Annotated in this window: 20 protein-coding genes; 14 read left to right on the plus strand and 6 right to left on the minus strand. The window is 56.1% G+C overall.

What is annotated here, in order from left to right; genetic code table 11:
* Positions 1 to 20 precede the first annotated feature (20 nt).
* The 6 genes from BLT01_RS02020 (at position 21) to BLT01_RS02045 (ending at position 3,746) form a co-directional block, all read left to right on the plus strand.
* On the plus strand, positions 21 to 374 hold the full coding sequence (locus BLT01_RS02020; RefSeq protein ID WP_092094040.1) for a rhodanese-like domain-containing protein: 354 nt from the start codon (positions 21 to 23) through the stop codon (positions 372 to 374).
* Positions 371 to 1,174 carry a sulfite exporter TauE/SafE family protein gene (locus BLT01_RS02025; protein ID WP_092094042.1) on the plus strand — a complete coding sequence of 268 codons (804 nt, stop codon included), beginning with the start codon at positions 371 to 373 and terminating at the stop codon, positions 1,172 to 1,174. The genes BLT01_RS02020 and BLT01_RS02025 overlap by 4 nt, the downstream gene beginning before the upstream one ends.
* A gap of 62 nt (positions 1,175 to 1,236) precedes the next feature.
* Positions 1,237 to 1,626, plus strand: coding sequence for a DsrE/DsrF/DrsH-like family protein (locus tag BLT01_RS02030; protein WP_092094044.1), 390 nt, complete (start codon positions 1,237 to 1,239; stop codon positions 1,624 to 1,626).
* A 50-nt stretch (positions 1,627 to 1,676) separates the two neighbouring features.
* Entirely contained in the window at positions 1,677 to 2,231 is a 555-nt protein-coding gene (locus BLT01_RS02035) for a sulfurtransferase TusA family protein (RefSeq protein WP_092094047.1), read from the plus strand.
* A 325-nt stretch (positions 2,232 to 2,556) separates the two neighbouring features.
* Positions 2,557 to 2,724 (plus strand): PspC domain-containing protein, encoded by a 168-nt coding sequence (locus tag BLT01_RS15550; RefSeq protein WP_407639296.1) that lies wholly within the window; start codon positions 2,557 to 2,559, stop codon positions 2,722 to 2,724.
* Between the two features lie 323 nt (positions 2,725 to 3,047).
* Positions 3,048 to 3,746 (plus strand): MerR family transcriptional regulator, encoded by a 699-nt coding sequence (locus BLT01_RS02045; protein WP_176764991.1) that lies wholly within the window; start codon positions 3,048 to 3,050, stop codon positions 3,744 to 3,746.
* A 57-nt stretch (positions 3,747 to 3,803) separates the two neighbouring features.
* Here the strand turns inward: BLT01_RS02045 and BLT01_RS02050 are convergent, their stop codons facing one another.
* Positions 3,804 to 4,511 (minus strand): hypothetical protein, encoded by a 708-nt coding sequence (locus BLT01_RS02050; protein WP_092094055.1) that lies wholly within the window; start codon positions 4,509 to 4,511, stop codon positions 3,804 to 3,806.
* Between the two features lie 92 nt (positions 4,512 to 4,603).
* Here BLT01_RS02050 and BLT01_RS02055 point away from each other — a divergent pair, with 92 nt between their 5' ends.
* The 7 genes from BLT01_RS02055 (at position 4,604) to BLT01_RS02085 (ending at position 10,107) form a co-directional block, all read left to right on the plus strand.
* The gene (locus BLT01_RS02055; RefSeq protein ID WP_176764992.1) at positions 4,604 to 5,167 is read left to right on the plus strand and encodes an AAA family ATPase; all 564 of its coding nucleotides are present in this window, start codon (positions 4,604 to 4,606) and stop codon (positions 5,165 to 5,167) included.
* Entirely contained in the window at positions 5,164 to 5,634 is a 471-nt protein-coding gene (locus tag BLT01_RS02060; RefSeq protein ID WP_092094062.1) for a YaiI/YqxD family protein, read from the plus strand. Before BLT01_RS02055 ends, BLT01_RS02060 begins: the two co-directional genes overlap by 4 nt.
* Positions 5,635 to 6,633 (plus strand): sodium:calcium antiporter, encoded by a 999-nt coding sequence (locus BLT01_RS02065; protein ID WP_092094064.1) that lies wholly within the window; start codon positions 5,635 to 5,637, stop codon positions 6,631 to 6,633.
* Between the two features lie 140 nt (positions 6,634 to 6,773).
* On the plus strand, positions 6,774 to 7,181 hold the full coding sequence (locus BLT01_RS02070; RefSeq protein WP_092094067.1) for a hypothetical protein: 408 nt from the start codon (positions 6,774 to 6,776) through the stop codon (positions 7,179 to 7,181).
* A gap of 151 nt (positions 7,182 to 7,332) precedes the next feature.
* Positions 7,333 to 8,139, plus strand: coding sequence for an ABC transporter permease (locus BLT01_RS02075; RefSeq protein WP_092094070.1), 807 nt, complete (start codon positions 7,333 to 7,335; stop codon positions 8,137 to 8,139).
* Between the two features lie 4 nt (positions 8,140 to 8,143).
* Positions 8,144 to 8,923 carry an ABC transporter ATP-binding protein gene (locus tag BLT01_RS02080; protein ID WP_092094072.1) on the plus strand — a complete coding sequence of 260 codons (780 nt, stop codon included), beginning with the start codon at positions 8,144 to 8,146 and terminating at the stop codon, positions 8,921 to 8,923.
* A gap of 89 nt (positions 8,924 to 9,012) precedes the next feature.
* Complete coding sequence (locus BLT01_RS02085) at positions 9,013 to 10,107, plus strand: ABC transporter substrate-binding protein (RefSeq protein ID WP_092094075.1); 1,095 nt, start codon at positions 9,013 to 9,015, stop codon at positions 10,105 to 10,107.
* 180 nt (positions 10,108 to 10,287) lie between these two features.
* On the opposite strand, the gene BLT01_RS15370 is transcribed toward BLT01_RS02085, so the two are convergent.
* Positions 10,288 to 10,395: a putative holin-like toxin gene (locus BLT01_RS15370; protein ID WP_221761803.1), complete on the minus strand. Its 108-nt coding sequence runs from the start codon at positions 10,393 to 10,395 to the stop codon at positions 10,288 to 10,290.
* A 231-nt stretch (positions 10,396 to 10,626) separates the two neighbouring features.
* On the opposite strand from BLT01_RS15370, the gene BLT01_RS02090 reads away from it, so the two are divergent.
* The gene (locus BLT01_RS02090) at positions 10,627 to 11,184 is read left to right on the plus strand and encodes a YusW family protein (protein WP_092094078.1); all 558 of its coding nucleotides are present in this window, start codon (positions 10,627 to 10,629) and stop codon (positions 11,182 to 11,184) included.
* A gap of 207 nt (positions 11,185 to 11,391) precedes the next feature.
* On the opposite strand, the gene BLT01_RS02095 is transcribed toward BLT01_RS02090, so the two are convergent.
* The 4 genes from BLT01_RS02095 to BLT01_RS02110 form a co-directional block, all read right to left on the minus strand.
* Positions 11,392 to 12,357 carry a DMT family transporter gene (locus tag BLT01_RS02095; protein ID WP_092094081.1) on the minus strand — a complete coding sequence of 322 codons (966 nt, stop codon included), beginning with the start codon at positions 12,355 to 12,357 and terminating at the stop codon, positions 11,392 to 11,394.
* 12 nt (positions 12,358 to 12,369) lie between these two features.
* On the minus strand, positions 12,370 to 13,596 hold the full coding sequence (gene pepT, locus BLT01_RS02100; protein ID WP_092094084.1) for a peptidase T: 1,227 nt from the start codon (positions 13,594 to 13,596) through the stop codon (positions 12,370 to 12,372).
* Between the two features lie 132 nt (positions 13,597 to 13,728).
* Positions 13,729 to 14,379 carry a lysoplasmalogenase gene (locus tag BLT01_RS02105; protein ID WP_092094087.1) on the minus strand — a complete coding sequence of 217 codons (651 nt, stop codon included), beginning with the start codon at positions 14,377 to 14,379 and terminating at the stop codon, positions 13,729 to 13,731.
* A gap of 67 nt (positions 14,380 to 14,446) precedes the next feature.
* On the minus strand, positions 14,447 to 15,331 hold the full coding sequence (locus tag BLT01_RS02110; RefSeq protein WP_092094090.1) for a LysR family transcriptional regulator: 885 nt from the start codon (positions 15,329 to 15,331) through the stop codon (positions 14,447 to 14,449).
* Positions 15,332 to 15,388 lie beyond the last annotated feature (57 nt).

The following is a 15,388-nucleotide window of genomic DNA, read 5'->3' on the forward strand; positions in this document are numbered from 1 at the left end:
TAGAAAGGAAGCGAATCACCATGGAATGGCTGATCATTTTGATCATCGTCGCCTTTTTCGCATGGCGGATGATGCCGGCGAAGGGCGTGAGGACCATTGATGCGGCGGGGCTGAAAAACAAGCTCGGCGACAAGTCGGTGCAGTTTGTCGATGTCCGTACCCCTGCGGAATACAAGGCCCGCAACATCAAAGAATTCAAAAACATCCCGCTGAACACATTGCCGTCAAAGACAGGTACTTTGGATAAGTCCAAAGAGACCGTTGTGATTTGCCAGAGCGGCATGAGAAGTGCGCAGGCAGCGCGGATTCTCAAGAAAGACGGCTTTGAGAACGTCGTGAACGTCCGCGGTGGCATGGGAGCCTACAACGGGTGAGCGGCGCAGAACTGACACTGCCGCTGATCCTGACTCTGTTCGCGATCGGGTTTGCCGGCTCGTTCATCTCCGGCATGGTCGGAATCGGCGGGTCGATCATCAAATACCCGATGCTTCTCTATATCCCGCCAATGCTCGGTTTTGCGGCCTTCACGGCCCATGAAGTCGCCGGTATCAGCGCAGTACAGGTGATCTTCGCGACAATCGGCGGGGTCTGGGCTTACCGCGGCAGCGGCTATCTGAATAAAAAACTGATCATTGTCATGGGCGCGGCCATTCTGGCCGGCAGTTTCATCGGAGGATTCGGATCCTCCGGCATGAGCGAACTCACAGTGAATGTCGTTTATGGCGTCCTTGCGGCGATTGCCGCAGTCATGATGTTCATTCCGAAAAAGGAAGTTCCGGACATGCCGGCTGAAGACGTATCGTTTTCAGTGCCGCTGGCGGCAGTGCTCGCATTTATTGTGGGCATCGGAGCCGGCATCGTCGGCGCGGCCGGTTCCTTCCTGCTCGTGCCGATCATGCTGACGGTGCTGAACATCCCGACACGGATGACCATCGCGACATCGCTTGCGATCACATTCATTTCATCGATCGGCTCCACTGCAGGCAAGGTGTTTACCGGTCAGGTCCTGCTTTGGCCGGCGGTTGTCATGATCGTGGCAAGCCTGATTGCCGCACCGCTCGGGGCAAAGGCCGGCCAGAAGATGAATACGAAGGTCCTTAAATGGATTCTCGCTATTCTCATTGCTGCGACAGCCGTCAATATTTGGCGCGACCTGTTCATGCAAATGCTGTAACCGATGTTTTTTAAATGAAAATATACCCGTACAGGTAACCGTATACTAGGAGGAATTCAATTATGAAAGTAGCCATCATCGCATCGAACGGCGGTCTATTCGACGCTTACAAAGTATTCAATATCGCAACCGCGGCAGCGGCAACAGACGGGGAAGTCGAGATTTTCTTCACGTTCGAAGGCCTGAACCTGATTCATAAAGAAGGCCTGAAGCAGCTTCCTATGCCGGAAGGCAAGGAACATTTCGCGGAAGGATTCGCGAACGCGAATGTTCCGTCGATTGAAGAACTTGTCGGCATGTCGCAGGAAATGGGCGTCAAATTCATCGCTTGCCAGATGACGATGGACGTCATGGGACTTAAGAAAGAAGACTTCGCGGATGGCACGGAAGTCGGCGGCGCGGTGACATTCCTCGGTTACGCAAAAGATGCCGATATCACATTGACGTTCTGATCAGGGATTACAGAAAAAGATTAATTGAAGCCTCAGGAGGGAATGTAGAAATGGAAAACGTGACGAAGACATTGGACGCAAAAGGGCTTGGGTGCCCGATGCCGGTCGTCCGGACGAAAAAAGCGATTGAAGAGCTGTCGGCCGGAGAAATACTGGAAGTGGTGGTGACCGACCGCGGATCAATCGCGGACATTCCCATGTGGGCAAAAAATACGGGTCATGAATACCTGGAACTCGTCGAAGAAGGCGACGTACTGAAGCATTACGTCCGCAAAGGCGGAAAAACAACTGACAAGGAGGAAACGCCGGTGAAGACCATTACGAACGAAGAATATCTGGAAATTGCAGATAAAGGCCCGGTCACGCTGATCGACGTCCGTGAGCCGGATGAGTTCGCGGCAGGCCACGCGCCGGGAGCCAAAAACATCCCGCTCGGCCAGATCGACAAGCGTATGGATGAAATCCCGGAAGAAGGCGATGTCTACATCATGTGCCGCTCCGGCGGCCGTGCAGGCATGGCATGCGACACGCTCGAAACATTCGGACGCAAGAACCTGATCCGTGTGGCACCGGGAATGGGCGACTGGAACGGCCCGATCGAATAAGAACAGACCAGCCAGAACGGGACTCTCCAATAAGTCCCCAAAAATGAAGCAGGCGGAGGAAAAACAACTCGTTTTTTCTCCGCCTGCTTTTGTTTTCTGCAAGAATGACTTTGCTGACCGGCTCATTCTATTTGCGGTCGATCCCGTCCGTCAATAGAGTGAGATATACGAATCCAATTAAACGATTATAGGTATAATGGTGTATATCATAATCGAGCCATCCAGGAACAACCTAAGAACAACTTAGAAATGAAGGGGCTTATGCACAAAATGGCGTCGTCGGCATCTTAGTGTTAAAGGAGGATCCAAAATGAAACGGGAGTTAATGAGAGCTAAGAGTGACAGGGTATTATTTGGTGTCTGTGGAGGCATCGGAGATCACTTAGGAATCCGGCCTATCATGATCAGATTATTATTCTTGTTCGTTCCTCTTTCGCCTTTGATCTATCTGGTTTTGGCTATCCTCCTGCAAGAGGATAACTCGCTTTACTGAATCCTGACAAAAAGACGCCCAAGAGGCGCCTTTTTTATTGTGCGCCCGGCATGTCAAGAATGGATGAAACCTGCACGGACGGTGTGTTTGCAAACCGGAACGGAAATGAGGACTTTGTCAACGGCACCTTTTGGTAAAGGGAAGGGATGCGGAGGCAATGGGCGAGGGTTCAAAGCACCAACCTCAAATTTGGACGCACTTGCCCGCCCGTCTTCATCATCCTAACATTAGAGTGATTCATCCCTAACATTAACCGGGTTCCGTGCTACAATGGGAGATGGAGAATGCCTAACATAAGCAATCAACCGGAAGGAGCAGGACCCTTGGTTAAATACATAGGAGACGTTACAAAGGAATTCAACATTGAGTCGCACACCCTGCGCAACTGGGAGGATCGCGGGCTCATTGGGGACGTGGAGCAGGATTTCGTTCACGGCCGCATGTACAACGAGGAGCAGATCGAACGCATCAGGACCATCCAGGAAGTGATCAACGCCCAGCGCGAAAGGGGCATGAAGCGGACGGACTACCGTGAAGTGGAAGACGTCCTGCTGGACCGGTTCGGCGGCCTGGTCGTGGAACGACAGGAAAACATCCCGGCCACCCCGGAAACGTTCATCAATCTCCTGAAAAAGCTTGAGAAGCAGGAGCAGGCCAACGAGCAGCTGAAAGAACTTCTCATGACGATGGCGAAAAGCCAGGTGGAAGGAAACGACAGGATCCATCAGGCACTCGCTGAAAACACGGCCAAGCAGGAAGAAGAGATCAAGGAAATCCGTGAAGTCCGCGAGATGGTCAGTGAGCTGAACAAGAACCTTCCCGAAGAGCCGGCAATTTCCAAAGAACAGGCGGATGCCGTCATCAAGGAAAACCAGTCCCTTAAGCAGGAAGTCCAGCTCATGAAGAAAGTGCTGGACGAAGTATTGATCCAGATCGAGGAAGACCGTGAAAAGCAGGAAAGCCTTCAGGCCGCTTCGGCGGAAGAGCCGAAAAAGGGATTTTTCGCGAAGCTATTCGGATAAAACAAGAAAGCTGCAGGGATCATCCGGATCCCCGCAGCTTCTTTGTTTTTTTGAGGGTTATTGCTTCAGCGGGCAGTAGCCGCACTGAATCAGACCCGGTACGTCTTTTGAATGGCAGCACGTCGTGCGGACGGTCGTATTGAGAAGGAGAGACGGCCGCGACCCCCGCAGATACTTGGCGAAAAGGGATTCCTTTGCAAGACCCTCCCATGTCCGGCCGTCTTTCAGGATGTCCATGACGGCCTCTGCGTCAGGCGCGGTTCCCGGGTCCGACAACAGCACATGCAGATGGTAGAGCAGGAAGCCGAACATGTTCTCCCAATGGGTCAGCGACGAAGCGGCCGAAACCGTCCGGAGTGTATCGGACACCTCTTCTACATAAGCCCGCAGGAGGTTCCGGACGATTTTCGGGCGTTCCGCTTGTTCGACCATCACGTAGTCGCCGCCATCAAGGAACAGGCTGACGGAAAGCTTGCCGTATTCCTCGGCGGCGCCGAATTGGAGGGCGTCTTCCGGCCCATCCCAGATTTCTTCGTAAATGATCAGCGTATAAAGCTGCATCGCCGTGAACATGCCGATCCGCCTGCTGAAGTACGAGGCCGCGACGGCCGAGTTGTCCGTCCCGCTGATGGCGCGCACGATCCGCAATGCGCTTTCCGGGTCGGATTTCAGCGCTTTCAGGGTAAACAGGGGATGGGCAGGTTCGCCGATGTAGATGCTGTAGCTATTCAGTTGACGCTTTTGTTCTTGTGTCAGATTCATCATATCGCTAGTATACCTTACCCGACTCGGGTTCCGGAATGCGTCCGGCAGTCCGTTGTGCTATCTTGAAACTATTCGGAAAGGGGGCGGCCGGCATGAGATTGGCCATCATGACGGTGGGGAAGACTCATAGCGGGAAGACCATGTTTGCAAATCGGCTTGCCGAAGTGCTTGCCGACTCGGTCGTGATCGACCAGGATCTGCAGGCGGAATTTCTCAGCCGGCATTATCCGGCGCTACTGCCGTCCAAGGGACCCAACACGGTCAAATACGCCCTTACACAGACTCTGGTCGAGCACGCGGCCCGGAACACGGGCCTCCATCTCATTGTCTCCCACCCGGATCCGGGCCGGGAAGCGCGGATGCAGTGGCTCGATGATTACAGGAAACACGGCTTCACGACGGTTCTCGTCTTTTTCAATATTCCTGAAGACCATCTGAGGATCCGCATCAGGGAAAGCGGACGAAGCACGAAAATCTTCCGGGTGAGCCTCACTTTCGATGAATTGCTTGACCGCCAGAAAGCGGCTTTTCCGGTTGCCGCCCCGGCGGAAGATGAGGCGGACCATCTGTTCACGGTGCGCCTGCCGGATGATGCGGAATCCGTCATACATCGGATTGCCGGGCTTGCCGGCGGGGAAACGGAGGACGGACGATGAAAATTCTTGTAGATGCCGATGGCTGCCCCGTCGTGGACGAAACGATCCGCACGGCAGGGAAGCACGGCATCCGGGTCACGTTGCTGTGTGATACGGCCCATGAAATGCACCGGGACGGCGCGGAAACAGTCATCGTTTCAAAAGGTGCGGATGCGGTGGACTTTCTCCTCGTGAACCGGGTGAGTCCGGGGGACATCGTCGTGACGCAGGACTATGGCCTTGCCGCCATGGCGCTCGCCAAAGGCGGGCGGCCGATCGACCAGAACGGCCGGCTTTACACGGAAGACAATATCGATGCCCTGCTGATGAGCCGTTATGTCTCGAAAAAAGTGCGGGATGCGGGCGGTCGTATGAAGGGGCCGAAAAAACGAAGGCCGGAGGCGGATCTCCGGTTTGAACGCAATCTGGACGCGCTGCTTTCGGGAGTTTCGGGCAAAGCAGCGTGTGAGGAAGGGAACGAAAACTAAATGGCTTTTGTCTGGTTTATCCTGGCCGCCGCCGTCACGGTGTTTGCGGCCATCAAGCTGTCCAATTATGCGGATGTGCTCAGCACGAAAACGGCGATGGGCGGTCTTCTTGTCGGGACGTTGCTTCTTGCCGGAGCGACATCGCTCCCCGAAATGACGACCAGTGTATCCGCGGTGCTGATCGGCAACCCCGACATTGCGATCGGGAACGTTGTCGGATCCAATATGTTCAACCTGTTTATTTTTGCCTGCTTTGACCTTGCCTACCGCAGGCATCATCTGCTGGAGCTTGCCGGCCGGAACCACCTTTACACGGCGGGCACCGGCCTGGTGCTCATGGCGGTGACGTATTTGTCACTCCAGTTCCATCCGCAGTGGGAACTGTTCGGCGTCGGCCTGGATTCGATTGTGCTCGTTGTGCTGTATGTAATCGGAGTCAGCATGGTCGGGCGTATTTCCAAAAGTGCAGCAGCTGCGCCTTCCATGCCTGAACCTGAAGCGGCCGTGCTTCCGGACGATGGCGGAGGCATCACCGTCCGACGTGCAGTGATCGGCTTTTCCCTTGCGGCGCTTTTGATCATGGGTGCCGGAACAGTCCTGTCGGTGATGGGAGACCGGATTGCGATCATCACCGGTCTCGGCTCGAGCTTTGTCGGCAGTTTCCTGATTGCCGCGACCACTTCCCTTCCGGAAGCCGTCTCGGTGTTTGTGGCGCTCCGTGCGAAAAATGTCAATCTGGCGCTCGGATCGATTCTCGGGAGCAACATGTTCAACATGCTGATCATTTTCTTGTCCGATCTGTTTTATCGCGAAGGGCCGGTGCTTTTCGCGGCTGATCCGTCCCACCGGATCACCGCGCTTGTCGTCATGTCACTTTCGGCTGTACTTCTTTTGGCGATCGCCAGGAAAAAGACGGCGTCCCATGGTACCTATATCGTGCCGTCCGTCCTGATCATCATCGGTTATTTTGTCGCCTCTTACCTGATGTTTCAAGGATAAGTGGAATAAAAATCCGGGTATAGAGTCTAAGAGACCCTTCCGGCGGCCATGATAGGGACAGACGCGGTTTTGTGCCGCGCTTAAAACATTCATCCGCAGGGAGAAGCGAATCTTCTTGGTGAGAGACGGAGATGAGTGAAATGGCCGGTGTATTCGACGAGTTCCTGATCATGCTCTATTGCCTGGTTGTCCTGTGGCTCAATCTCGGTTATCTCCACGATCAGCCCGAAGAAGCGAGGGGGATTGCCGAGCTTTCGCCCGCTGAGGACCTTGCCATCAAACAGGACAGCATTCCGTTGCTGACGCTTTCGCTTGCCTTTAATTTCAGCCGGAGGTGGCTGTTTTATATGCTGGCGTCGATCGTGACCGGCAACCTGCTCGTCAAAGCGCTGTCGGTGGCCCTGTTTGCCGTCAGCCTGCATAACAGCATGCCCCAACAGAAAACGTCGGTATGGAAAAGGAAGCGGAAACGGGACTTGCGCCTGTTTTTGGCGATTGCGGATGCGTTCTTTATCACGGGATTTCTTATCTGGCTGATCTGGACTTAAGGAGACCGGCAACGGCCGGCTCCGGATCGACTGTCGGCCTGGGTGTGCAGCCGGACAGCCGCTGCCCGCCTCACTTGATGGGGCGGGTTTTTTGGTGCCCAGACATTCACCCGGGCGGGCTCATATCCTGTACGGGAAGGGGTGAAGGCGCATGGCATCAGACCATAACCCGGTCGCGGTCGAACGGGCCGAATGGAAAAAACGGCAGTTGAAGGAACGGATGAAACAGCTCCTCACCGTCTCCTCCCCGATCTTCATGCTGCTCCTCTGGGAAATGCTGTCCCGGACAGCCGTCCTCGATCCGAGATTTTTTCCGCCGCCGACGGCGATCCTTGAAACATTCTGGAACCTGGCGGCAAGCGGGGAACTGCTCACACATGTCGGAGTCTCGCTTTACCGGATCTTCGGCGGTTTCCTTCTGGGGGTCATTCCCGGTGTGGTCATCGGCCTCCTGATGGGGCTTTACTCGCCGATCCGGCATTTCGTCCAGCCGATCATCATGGCGCTCATGCCGATTCCGACATTGGCGCTATTGCCGATCATCATCATCCTGTTCGGCATCGGCGACCTGTCGAAGGTCGTGACCATTGCGGGAAGCGTGTTTTTCCCGGTCGTCATCAACACCGCGGCGGGCGTCATGAACATCGACCCGATTCACATGGACCTTGCAAAAAACTACGGGGCCGATTCAAAAAACTACTTTCTCAAGATCGCCTTTCCCGGCGCGCTCCCGGTCATGCTGGAAGGAATCCAGATGGGCCAGGCGATCGCCCTTCTGACGATTGTCGCGGCAGAAATGATGGGGTCGGTATCGGGGATCGGATTCCTGATCTGGACTTCCTATAAGGCATTCCTGCTGAAGGAGATGTACGTCGGACTCATCCTGATCTCATTTTTCGGTTATCTGTTCTCGCTCCTGCTGCGCGGGCTCCAGCGGAAAATCCTGAGATGGAGGTGACGGGATGAAGGATGACGTAAAAATCCGGATCCGCAATCTGACGAAGGTGTTCTACCAGAAGGGCGAAAGCATCACTGCGCTCGACAATGTGACGCTCGACATCATGGACGGGGAGTTCGTCTGCCTGGTCGGCCCGAGCGGCTGCGGCAAGACGACGCTTCTCCGGATTCTGGCGGACCTCGAGCAGCCAAGTGCCGGCGGATACGAAATCGCCCGCGAAAAGGAGGATCGGCCGCTTCAGTCGATGGTGTTCCAGGAGCGGGGGGTCATCCCGTGGCTCACGGTACGGGACAATGTCGCGTTCGGGCTTGAGATGCGGAAGTTCCCTAAAAAGACCGTAAAGGAACGGACCGATTATTACTTGGAGAAAACCGGGCTGCTGGCGTTTGCCGACCGTTTCCCGAAGGAATTGTCCGGGGGAATGAAGCAGCGGGTCGGCATTGCCAGGGCATTTGCAAACGACCCGGAAATCCTGCTCATGGATGAACCGTTTGCCGCCCTCGATGAGCAGAACAAATTCATCCTCCAGGAAGAGCTGTTGCAGATCTGGGCGGAGACGAGAAAGACGGTGCTGTTCATCACGCACAGCATCGACGAAGCGCTCCTTTTGTCCGACCGGATCCTCCTCATGAGCGCTCAGCCGGGGAGGATTTCAGAAGAAATCCGGGTAGCGGCGCCGAGGCCGAGAACGATGGAGGCCATCCGTGCCGACCCGGGCGTCGCGGAGCAGTTTGTCCGGGTGCTGAAGCATCTGCAGGACGAAGTGCAGCGGTCGAGAGGGTGACTTGAGTTTTCTGTGCGCAAATTTGAGAATTCGGCTATTCGAACAGGTCCACTGGCATGAGGAAAACAGAGGGAGACGGGGGATCAACCGTGGGTAAGCATCAATGGAAAGCCGGATTTGCCGCGGCAGCGGCAGCGCTTCTGCTTCTGGCAGGCTGTACACAGAAAGAACCGGCACCGCCGAAGGAGACTGCGGATCCGCCGGAAGGGGAGCATCCGTCCGGTGACCTGGCACCGCTTGAAAAGCGCGTGACGGTCACGATTGCGGAAGACGGTGCGGCATCAGGCGCCGGGTTCTATATCGCCAAGGAAAAAGGGTATTTCGAGGACTACAACATCGATGTGGAATTTGCCCAGTTCGCAAATAGTGACGAGATGTTGCCTGCGGTCGCTGCCGGCGAAGTTGATATAGCGGGCGGCGTGTCGACCGCCTCGTTCTTTAACGCCATCGCCCAGGGCATCGATGTCCGGATCATCGCCGACAAAGGCCATAACGTCCCGGGCAAGTCGTACTTTACATTCGTCAGGGGTGTGGACAGCAGCATCGAGGAATATGCCGACATCAAGGGGAAGAAAATCGCCGTCTCGTCCCGCAACTCGATTGACAGCTACTTTTTCGATAAGTTGCTGGAGCATGCCGGCTTCACGGAAGAAGACGTGGAGTTCGTCCTGATCGCCGACTTCGGCAGCATGCTCGGAGCGGTGGACAACGGAACGGTTGACATGGCGCTCAGCATCGAGCCGTTGATCGCCCAAGGGGTCCTTCAGGGAATGCATGAACGCTTTCGGGATGCGACCGAGTTCGCACCGGATACACAAGTGGCCATGGTGCTCGGCTCGCCTCAGTTCATGACACAGGAAAAAGACATCTCGCTCCGATTTATGCTCGCCTACCTGAAGGGATTGCGAGACTACAATGATGCGTTCCAGAAGGGTGAAGGCAAGGATGAGATCATCGACATCATGGTGAAGCATACAGCGCTGAAGGACCCGGAAATGTGGGAACAGGTGCAGGTGACCGGCCTTGACCCTGACGGCAAGATGTTCGTCGATAACATCCGCGAGCAGTATGAGCATTACAAGGCGGCAGGCGCCATCTCAGGCGAGATCGACTTCGACAAGGCGATCGATCCCACAATCACGGAAGAAGCGCTTGAGATTCTCGGGCCGTATGACCGCGACTGACCGCGCGTTTCAGAAACCGGGGTTTTCTTGAGGCAGCCGTGCCGATAAGGTATAATGGCATAAGAAAGAGGAACTACGAAAAGGACCGGATGCGCGAACATCCGGCCCCTGTGCAGCCTGTGCCCGGACGGGGCAGGCGGATACGACGAGAGCCGTCCCAACCTTGGCCGAGGGGGACGGCTATTCTTTTTTGCTGATGGCGACGATCAGTGTCACGACAAGCGTCAGCAGGCCGACGATGGCGCCGGCCACCTGAATGATCAATCCGGCCGCTTCGGCGACGGTCAATAGCATCACCCCCTCCCCGGGGAATGCCGTCCGGACAAGTTCTGCTCATCTATTATACCATAAAAGAGAACGTGTGTTCTATATTGTGTGCGAGTTGGCCGGAATGGGGCCTATTTGCCCCCCGGCAGATCCGTTTTCACTGCTTGTAAATTCGGATTCCTCCCAAAGTCCATGTGTAGCATGCCCGTTCACCGGGAATGCGAGTAGCAAGGGACAGAAGGAGGGAGCAAGATGAAGAGAAACTATGCTTTCCCGGTCATCATAGCCGGGTCGCTCGCATTGGCGGCGTGCGGTTCGGACACGGCGGAGGAAATCCTGCCGGAGAAAGAAGTGGAAGCGGCCGAAACCAAGTCAACGGAGACGGGTAATTCAGGTGAGAAAGCAACGGCCGGGACGGGCGGCGAGACATCTGTGAAATCCCGGGCCTCTGATGGAACCGGGCAGAACGAGATGAGAAAGAAGATGGAGTCACTGGACTATACGGAGTTTGAGCTTGAAGTTGAGTATACGAATGACGAAGAATATGAAGCCCAGCTTGAACTCAAATCGGATGGTTCAGTTGTGGCCGGCTATGAAGACGACATGAATGGCGTTAAAAAAGAGGGAATCAAAGCTTTTAACGATCTGTATCCGCTCGTCGGACAGCTGGAACTTACCCCATCCTCCAATCAGGAGGAAGAGATCCGGAAGGTGCTCTCGGCATTCAGCCTGCCTGATGACTACACCGACTTTTCCCTGGAGCTGAGGTTCAGCGACGGGACCAAGCATGAATTTGAAGTGGAGCAATGATATCTGAAGCTGCCCGCATCCTGCATGCGGGTATTTTTGATGCTTCCTGATCTGGCCGGAAAGGATTGGGTCATCGCTAATATTAGACATTACGTTAGTGTGAAGGAGGAGCCGAGTTGGACCGGAAGGGGACGCGGCAGTCTTTCTGTAAGTTCCCGCGCGAAAGGACCGCTCCGGATTGATCGGAGCGGTCCTTTGAGTTCTGATCTATGAAACTTCCGCGATGGCTTTCCGCTTGGCAAGCATCGTCTGAAAACTGTGCAGCGACATGCCGACGATGATGACGGCGATTCCGCCGAGGGCGACCGGGCCGGGGAGCGGAAGCGACAGCAGGATCATCTCTCCGGCAAGGGCGAAGACGATTTCCAGCGACTGGGTCGCTTCGACCGCTGCGAGCCGGCCCTGATCATGCCGGGCAAGGTCTGTCGCCATGAAAAACAGCGTCGTCGCGATTACGCCCGAAGAGACGGCGACGATGAGCGACTGGACGACCTGTCCCACGGAAGGCCATCCGGCCGTCGCCGCAGCGATTCCGCCAAGCAATATCCAGAACGGCAGCGAGGCGATGGTCATCGCGAGCACCCGCTGGAAGGTGTCGAGCCGTCCGCCAAGCACGTCCATCATCTTCCGGTTGCCGAGCGGATAGGCAACCGCCGCGACGGCGATCGGCAGCACGCCGAGAAGAAGCGTCCGGCCATCGACGGTTCCCGCATGCGGCAGCTGGATCAGCACGACACCGAGCAGGATGATGCAGGAGATTCCGAGTGAAAGGCGCGGGATCCGGTGGCGCGCCATTTTTACGCCGTCCTTTGTGGGTACGGTGGCCAGGAACAGCGGGGCAAGCAGCACGCCCGCCACAATCGTCAGCTGCCAGTTACCCGCGACCAGCCAGCCCGGGCTGTACGCCGCCGCAAATGTCAGCGGCGCGTAGAACAGCACGAACGCGAAAAAGCTCCAGAGGATGAACGGGCCCGGGATGCGCCTGATTTCAGAGAAAGAAGTGCCCAGACCCCTGCGCAATGCGACAATCAGGAGAAGAAACGGCACCATGAAGAAAAACCGGAGCGATGCGCTCCACATCCAGCTGCCGCCGTCCAGCTCCATCGAGCGGTTCAGGACGAACGTCACTGCAAAAAATAACGAACCAAGGATGCCAAGCGTGATTTCCTTCACGGTGCCGCCTCCTTATGCGCGTTCTTCGTACAGCTTCACCATTTCGATGATGACTTTCGCCGCTTTTTCCATGTTGTCGGCCGAGATGAATTCATACTTGCCGTGGAAGTTCTCGCCGCCTGTGAAGATGTTCGGCGTCGGCAGGTCCATATAGGACAGCTGGGAGCCGTCCGTGCCGCCGCGGACCGGGATGATGTCCGGTTCGATGCCGAGGTTCTTGAAGGCATCCGATGCGATGTCCACGATATGCATGACCGGTTCGATTTTTTCCGCCATGTTGTAGTATTGGTCGTTCAGCTCGAGGTCGACAGTGCCTTCACCGTACTCGGTGTTCAGCTTGGCCGCCGTGTCTTCAAGCAGCTGCTTTTTCGCTTCGAATTTTTCGCGGCTGTGATCGCGGATGATGTAGGAAAGCGTGGTTTTCTCGACTGAGCCGTCCACGTACATGAGGTGGATGAAGCCTTCATAGTCGTCGGTTTTCTGCGGGATCTCATTCGCCGGCATCGCCGCCTGGAACTCATGCGCGATGAGGATCGAGTTGACCATCTTGTCTTTTGCGGAGCCCGGATGGATGTTCGTGCCGTTGAATGTCACTTTGGCCGCAGCTGCATTGAAGCTTTCATACTGGAGCTCTCCTAGCGGGCCGCCGTCCATCGTATAGGCGTACTCCGCTCCGAACGCTTCGACGTCGAACTTGTGCGGGCCGCGGCCAATTTCTTCATCCGGCGTGAAGGCCACGCGGAGCTTGCCGTGCTTGATGTCCGGGTTTTGCACGAGGTATTCCATTGCCGTCATGATCTCCGCGATGCCGGCTTTGTTGTCGGCGCCGAGAAGCGTCGTGCCGTCCGTCGTGATCAGCGTGTGGCCCTTGTAGTTGTCCAGCTGCGGGAACACGGCTTTGGCCATGACGGTATGCTCGTTCAGTTTGATGTCGGATCCGTCGTAGTTGTCGATGCGCTGCGGGTTCACATTTTTCCCCGTGTAATCCGTCGCCGTATCGACATGCGCGAGGAAACCGATCACCGGAAGCTCCTTTTCGGTGTTGGCCGGAAGCGTGCCGAACAGGTAGCCGTTTTCGTCCAGCGTGATGTCTGTCAGGCCGATCTCCGCCATTTCCTTCTCGAGCAGGCGAAGCAGATCCCACTGTCCCTCTGTGGACGGCGTCGCTGTGCTTTCTTCATTGGACTGAGTCTCGATTTTCGCATAGCGCACAAGGCGCTCGATCAGCTTTTCTTTCATCTCGTAGGTCCCCCCTGATGTTGGATGAATTCCGAATAGTATCATTTTATCATTTCTTCCTTGGGAGCGGGTGGGTGCGGGAAAGATTCATGATGACCCGCTGAAATTACATGTTCCGTCCCCGAGATGACACTAAGCTTGCGCATGCTCATCTTCCTGCACCGCCGGCGTCCGGGCGATGCTGGCGGCAATCAGGAACTGAGCCGCATAATACGGCACCATGACAAGGGCATCCCGTCCGGCGATCGGGAAAGTGAACCGGTCGATTGCCAGCACCGAATCGGAGAGGATGAACAGCAGTGCTCCGAGGATGGCCAGCGGGTTGCCGGTGCGGACGGCGGTCCAGCCCATCATCAGAATGACGAGCATATAGGCGAGGACGGCGATGCCGAGCAGGTCGCCCTCAGCGAGAAGGGGAAAGGCGACCAGCAAAGCCATTCCGGCTCCGTATGCACCGAGCAGCACACCTGCCGTGACCGGCATCGGCCGGACAGCGGCGCGCCTGAATGCGGCGATATAAAATAGATGTCCGATCAGGAAAGTCACGAGCCCGGCGATGAACCAATAAATGACGCCGTCCGCAATCATGCAGACGAACAGTCCGATTGTGATGATCCGCTTGTAAGCTCCCGGCATCCGACCAGGCCGTGTCGCCGCATACAGAATGATCAGTGCCATAGGAATCAGCTTTGCGAAGATTTTCCATCCCACTGGTTCGGGTGGCACGATCAGAATGTAAATCAGGGCGGACAGCCCGATCAGAACAGGCAGTCCCAAACGCATCTGCAACACCTCCTATTTCAGATCATTCTCTTCCGCAGGCCGAATGTCCTGTCCTTTAGTCGATGAGTCATCGGCTTTCTTGTTGAAAGATGCTCAAAAATGCAGCCACAGCAGCGCGTTCGGCCATCACCGGTACGTGCAGGACGGAGAAGGTCCGGTGCTGGGGGGGAAGCCCGGTGTCCAGCCGGACGAGGCGGCCGGTCTCCAGGCCGTCCTTTGCGGCATGCACGGATACGGCGGCGATGCCGAGACCGGCGGTGACCGCCTGCAAGACGCCGCCATTAGAGCCGATGGTCATCCTCCGTGGCTTGACGTGGCCCAGGGAGCGGAGGAGGTGGTCGGTGTGTTCGCGGGTGCCGGAGCCTTCCTCGCGAGTGATCCAGCGGGCCTTCTGCAGGTCGGCGGCCCGGGGGTCACGTTTTTTCGCAAGCGGATGGCCCGGTCCGCAGACAACAATCAGCTCGTCTTCCATGAAAGGTACGGCAGACAGACCTTCCAGCCGGACAGTGCCTTCGATGCACCCGACATCGCAGCGCAATTCCCGGACTTTCGCCTCGACCTCCTCGGTGTTATTGATCGAGATATCGACTTCGAGTTTCGGGTGGTTGGCGAGCAGGTTTTCCAGCATGCGGGGAAGCACCGATTCGCCGATCGTGTAGCTGGCTGCGACTTTCAATGTGCCCGTGAGCTCACCGCTTTGCCGCATCATGTCTTCTTTCGTTTCCTCCGCCAGGGCAAGTAACTGCTTGGCACGCTCATACAGCAGCTTTCCTCCGGGGGTAATACTGAACTGACGTCCGCTGCGGATGAAAAGCGGCGTGCCGAACTCTTCCTCGAGCTGTCTGATATGAAGGCTCACCGTCGGCTGTGCGAGATTCAGCTTTTCTCCCGCTTTCGTGAAGTTCCGCCGTTCGGCCACTTCGGTGAATGTTTTCAATTGTTCCAGCAGCATGCCATGACCCTCCTTCCATCAGCTTTTCTGATCAATTCTATTATAAAGCTTCATTTC

The organism is Bhargavaea beijingensis (assembly GCF_900101985.1).
GTDB classification, from domain to species: domain Bacteria; phylum Bacillota; class Bacilli; order Bacillales_A; family Planococcaceae; genus Bhargavaea; species Bhargavaea beijingensis.

Bases quoted from the DNA above. Each gene is read 5' to 3' on its own strand.
- BLT01_RS02020 (WP_092094040.1), top strand. From the start codon at position 21: ATGGAATGGCTGATCATTTTGATCATCGTCGCCTTTTTCGCATGGCGG.
- BLT01_RS02030 (WP_092094044.1), top strand. From the start codon at position 1,237: ATGAAAGTAGCCATCATCGCATCGAACGGCGGTCTATTCGACGCTTAC.
- BLT01_RS02035 (WP_092094047.1), top strand. From the start codon at position 1,677: ATGGAAAACGTGACGAAGACATTGGACGCAAAAGGGCTTGGGTGCCCG.
- BLT01_RS15550 (WP_407639296.1), top strand. From the start codon at position 2,557: ATGAGAGCTAAGAGTGACAGGGTATTATTTGGTGTCTGTGGAGGCATC.
- BLT01_RS02050 (WP_092094055.1), bottom strand. From the start codon at position 4,511: ATGATGAATCTGACACAAGAACAAAAGCGTCAACTGAATAGCTACAGC.
- BLT01_RS02055 (WP_176764992.1), top strand. From the start codon at position 4,604: ATGAGATTGGCCATCATGACGGTGGGGAAGACTCATAGCGGGAAGACC.
- BLT01_RS02060 (WP_092094062.1), top strand. From the start codon at position 5,164: ATGAAAATTCTTGTAGATGCCGATGGCTGCCCCGTCGTGGACGAAACG.
- BLT01_RS02065 (WP_092094064.1), top strand. From the start codon at position 5,635: ATGGCTTTTGTCTGGTTTATCCTGGCCGCCGCCGTCACGGTGTTTGCG.
- BLT01_RS02070 (WP_092094067.1), top strand. From the start codon at position 6,774: ATGGCCGGTGTATTCGACGAGTTCCTGATCATGCTCTATTGCCTGGTT.
- BLT01_RS02075 (WP_092094070.1), top strand. From the start codon at position 7,333: ATGGCATCAGACCATAACCCGGTCGCGGTCGAACGGGCCGAATGGAAA.
- BLT01_RS02080 (WP_092094072.1), top strand. From the start codon at position 8,144: ATGAAGGATGACGTAAAAATCCGGATCCGCAATCTGACGAAGGTGTTC.
- BLT01_RS02090 (WP_092094078.1), top strand. From the start codon at position 10,627: ATGAAGAGAAACTATGCTTTCCCGGTCATCATAGCCGGGTCGCTCGCA.
- pepT (WP_092094084.1), bottom strand. From the start codon at position 13,596: ATGAAAGAAAAGCTGATCGAGCGCCTTGTGCGCTATGCGAAAATCGAG.
- BLT01_RS02105 (WP_092094087.1), bottom strand. From the start codon at position 14,379: ATGCGTTTGGGACTGCCTGTTCTGATCGGGCTGTCCGCCCTGATTTAC.
- BLT01_RS02110 (WP_092094090.1), bottom strand. From the start codon at position 15,331: ATGCTGCTGGAACAATTGAAAACATTCACCGAAGTGGCCGAACGGCGG.